This is a genomic window from Xenorhabdus khoisanae (genome assembly GCF_001037465.1).
Lineage (GTDB): Bacteria > Pseudomonadota > Gammaproteobacteria > Enterobacterales > Enterobacteriaceae > Xenorhabdus > Xenorhabdus khoisanae.
Genome location: NZ_LFCV01000205.1, coordinates 1 through 4,341 on the forward strand (window position 1 = coordinate 1; position 4,341 = coordinate 4,341).

Here is a 4,341-nt window from a genome sequence, read left to right on the forward strand (position 1 = left end):
TTCAGTTGATGAGTTGTTCACCGAGCACATCGAATGTGTCAGGTTATGTTGATTCTGCTATATGCTCCTGGGGATTCATTCCCTTGCCGTCGCGCTGCACTTGAAATCTATTAGGTATAGTAAAGCTGGCAGGACAGGCGGGTTAACAAAGTAAAGCCGTAAGTTAAAAGATAAGTCAGATAAATATTGTAATAAAGAGGAAAAAAATAACTAACGGGGAAGCAACTGATTGATAAACGAACAATCAGTGGGGAAACAAATAATTAGCAGGAAGCAAGCAAATAGCCAGTAGAAACCATTAGAAAATAGATAGCAAAAAGCCCGGTTAGCAGAACTAACCGGGCTTTTCAGAATTTGGCTCCTCCAGCTGGACTTGAACCAGCGACATACGGATTAACAGTCCGCCGTTCTACCGACTGAACTATGGAGGAATTTGGTTGTTCCTGAGAACGGAGCGGATAATACAAGGAATGCTTTGGGGTTGTAAAGTGAAAAGAATAAAAATAAGTTCAAGTGGTTAATGTATGATCTTAATGGTGTTTTTTTGTTATTTTTTGATGAAAATATAGCGCATTTGTCAGGGTTTTATTGATTTTATGGTTGGTAATTACATGTTGTTTATCAAAGGGAAGTTGTATTCTTTTTGTAATTATTGCTTTCATGATTAACTTTTCATATTCACCAAGCAAATGAGTACGGAAACCGGTGCTTCAAAAACAGGCGTTTGATAAGGAAGGGGAATGTCTGATAACGGAGATTGCACAGCATGCTCAATGCAAAAACGGCCTCCCAAAAGGGAGGCCGTTTTAAACGGTTTAAACTAGATTGTTTAGTTTAAGCATAACACCTCGCAACATTAACAGAGCGGAGTGTTTTGAATTTGGCTCCTCCAGCTGGACTCGAACCAGCGACATACGGATTAACAGTCCGCCGTTCTACCGACTGAACTATGGAGGAATTGCTTCGTTCCTGAGAACGGGGCGAATATTAGCGATGAACTGGAATAGTGTCAACGCAAAAATTCTTTTTTCTTACCGTCTGCTCATCATGTGAGCGTGTTGTGTCATAAAAGTGCTATTTTGTTGAATTTATGCACTTTTGTTAGCCATGTTAAGAGGTTGGGCATAAGGTGATTGCTCTGAACAGGCGAGCATAAATACATCATAAAAACAAATTCCGTGCTTTTTCTTTATAATGTGTTTGATGTCATCTTTGATTTCATTAGGTACTCGGGGATGATTGAGTATTCTATTAATGGCATTTTTGGAGACTTGTTCGTTGACGAACCACTCTCCGTTATAACAGACACGTAAATCGAGTACGTCAATATCTTCAAAATGATAAACTGGCTTAATATCAAATAGCAGAACAGCGGCCATAGCAATAAAAGCCACAGTAAATGCAGAAATAGACCAAGCGCCAAAATAGGGCGCATACCACATGAGCGTAACAAGAAAAGCATAAGCGACAACCATCGCCAGACATAGATAGGGATGATGGTGAATAAAAATGCTGTTGAAGTGCACTTTACCGTCACGATGCTCTTTAAGATTGATCCGCTCAAGATCTTGAATCAATATCTGTTTGATGATTTTCATAATGCTAACCCACTTATATGTAGAAAAGTGTTGTAAAAAGCGCGATCGAATTGAAAGTTTTACCATTTTTTTAAGGTTAGCATGTCTGCAACACACATCTGTATAGCAATTGATTTAATTTATTTGGAAAATTGTTATTGTTGGCGAGCAATAATCAGTATTTCTGCTGAGACAAAAGTTGAATTAATCAAATAAAATTATAAATACACCTCTTTATTATGTTATTCTGTTCTAATATTGAGCGTATGTGAATTTTTTAAATCGATAATACATAAAAAGGTTGCTATTCGTGTGCGGTCATGCGTTAATGCGCTTGGCCTGATTAACAGACCTACTTTATGTACGACATCTTGAGTTAATGAGTTATGTGTAAGTGCTATCTTCGGTAGCCTTTGTTGACCGTTTCCTTCTTAGTGCCTCCATAAGTAATAGCTGATACTGGCCAACACATGCCCGAGGTGGCGAGTTTTTTTTGATATATAGGAAAGACAAATGTCTGACAAAATGAAAGGTCAAGTGAAGTGGTTCAACGAGTCTAAAGGCTTTGGTTTCATCACTCCAGCTGATGGTAGCAAAGACGTATTCGTACACTTCTCTGCCATTCAAGGTAACGGCTTCAAAACTCTGGCAGAAGGCCAGAATGTAGAATTCACCATTGAAAATGGTGCCAAAGGCCCAGCAGCAGCAAACGTCTCTGCTATCTAATTTCCGCCTTTATGCCTTATTTAAGCTCGCCAGGCCAGAACGCCGTGGCGGGCTTTTTGTTTTTCTGTTTTATAAATCTATTTCCGTAAGTTTCTAGGCTATAAATTTCCAGACTGATTTATTTGCATGGTAAAAATAACGGAATGAAAATAATGGATTATTTATCATCAGATAAAATCAGTTACAATTAGATGACAAAGGATTTATAACACTATTGCTTTTTAATGAGGCAGGAAACGCATAGGTTTTTTGTAAATAGTTTTTGCAAAACAGTCTCTCGAACAGAGTCTTTACTTATTAATTAAGTCTGTTTATACTCACCCTCAAATTCTCTTGGAGAGCGATCAATTGGACAGTCAAGGTTTCAGATTAAATAGAAAATAATCCGGTAAGCTGTTCATTTCACCTCGATTTGCTGCTTACCTGTAATGGTGGGCGGTACTACTTTAACTTCATGAGCTGTACCCACCCGAATAAAGATCATTTGATACTGTGGATCTACTGAATTGGATTCTTAACAAAGTATTGGCTGAAGGTATATCGGGGTATACATGATGTGGTCATATACTCGTTCCTTATTCCCTCCGGGAACATACAAATAATCAACTCGAATTTATTTCATGTACGATGAAGAATTATCTCTTCAGGCCCTCTATTGTGTGTTCGTTGAATAACAGATGGTTTTAAGGTTAACCGAACCAGAACAGGCTGTAATGTACATGATTCTCTATACCCAATAGATCTTAAGTTATTAATTGTTCAATTTTTAATTTGAATGTTTAAGGGGTTATTTATCCATTTGATGTTATGGAGAATACTATGTTGTTAACATCTATTGCCATTCATTTACTATCCGCATTGTGCCTTGGCGCTTTGATTGGGGCTGAACGTCAGTGGCGCCAACGTATGGCTGGGTTGAGAACTAATGCTTTGGTATCAACTGGCGCAGCGGTTTTTATTATTTGTTCAATGACGGCTTCTGCGGATAGCCCTGGGCGTATTGCTGCACAAATTGTATCTGGAATTGGTTTTCTTGGTGCTGGTGTCATTATGCGTGAAGGAATGAATATTCGTGGCTTAAATACAGCAGCAACATTATGGTGTTCGGCAGGAATCGGAGTGTTGTGTGGGCTGGGTCAATATTGGTCAGCCAGCATAGCAACAGCCATTATTCTTTGTGCGAACATTCTATTGAGGGAAGCTGCACAGCGAATTAATACCCAGCCTCCTCAGCAAGCCCTGGATTTAGAACAACGTTATAAAATCCATATTATTTGCGCTATAGGTGATGAAATTTTGGTAAGGACTTTGATCTTGCAGGCTCTGAATGGGTTAGGTGTTAGATTACAGTCGTTGAGTAGTGCAGATGCTATTCAGTCTGGCCGACTTGAAGTTTGTGCGGAAATATTAGCTACACCAGCAGAGCAAAAAGAAATTGAGGCGATTGTTTGTCGGGTTAGTCTGGAAAAAAGTGTCACTTCAGTAAATTGGAAAATAGCTGCTGAGTTGCCTGCTTAGAATTATTTTTTATTGCTAATTTCATAACATTATATGGATAAAACGCGAACAGGGGAGATGCTCTTCATCCCCCTGACGCTTCCTATGGATAATTTTGTTTCTCGTATCGATAACGCAGAAAATCCTTATATGAAAATTACCTCTTACAAAAAAATATGACAGTTATTGTACTGATTATTTATTGTCATTATTGAATGGAGATGAAATTGAATTAACTTAAGTTATTATTACTTTATTTATAATCACATTAAGTATGTTTTTTCAGTTTTGGTTGGGATAGCAAACAAATCAGGTGATTCTGAGGAAGTGATTCCAAAATACGATGTGATGGCTCATGTGAAGGCTAGAGCTCTTGTTCTAAGGTGTATCTGAAACAACGTTACCTGCACATTTTTAATGGCTACAAATGTAACTGATGGTATAGCGATGATGCTCATCGTAGCAGCAGAAAAGTAACCATAGAGGCACTATTTACCGATAAAACGAAAATATTGATTTAAGATAAAATTATTCTCCAACA

Annotated in this window: 3 protein-coding genes and 2 tRNA genes; 2 read left to right on the top strand and 3 right to left on the bottom strand. The window is 38.1% G+C overall.

The features are described 5' to 3' along the window. Positions 1 to 355 precede the first annotated feature (355 nt). The 3 genes from AB204_RS20065 to AB204_RS20075 form a co-directional block, all read right to left on the bottom strand. A tRNA-Asn gene (locus AB204_RS20065) sits at positions 356 to 431 on the bottom strand. 450 nt (positions 432 to 881) lie between these two features. Next, a tRNA-Asn gene (locus AB204_RS20070) sits at positions 882 to 957 on the bottom strand. A 131-nt stretch (positions 958 to 1,088) separates the two neighbouring features. After that, positions 1,089 to 1,598, bottom strand: a complete 510-nt coding sequence (locus tag AB204_RS20075; protein WP_047965153.1) for a YlaC family protein — start codon at positions 1,596 to 1,598, stop codon at positions 1,089 to 1,091. A 492-nt stretch (positions 1,599 to 2,090) separates the two neighbouring features. Here AB204_RS20075 and cspE point away from each other — a divergent pair, with 492 nt between their 5' ends. After that, complete coding sequence (gene cspE, locus AB204_RS20080; RefSeq protein ID WP_047965154.1) at positions 2,091 to 2,303, top strand: transcription antiterminator/RNA stability regulator CspE; 213 nt, start codon at positions 2,091 to 2,093, stop codon at positions 2,301 to 2,303. An 807-nt stretch (positions 2,304 to 3,110) separates the two neighbouring features. Then, complete coding sequence (locus AB204_RS20085; protein ID WP_152671593.1) at positions 3,111 to 3,821, top strand: MgtC family protein; 711 nt, start codon at positions 3,111 to 3,113, stop codon at positions 3,819 to 3,821. Positions 3,822 to 4,341: the final 520 nt, after the last annotated feature.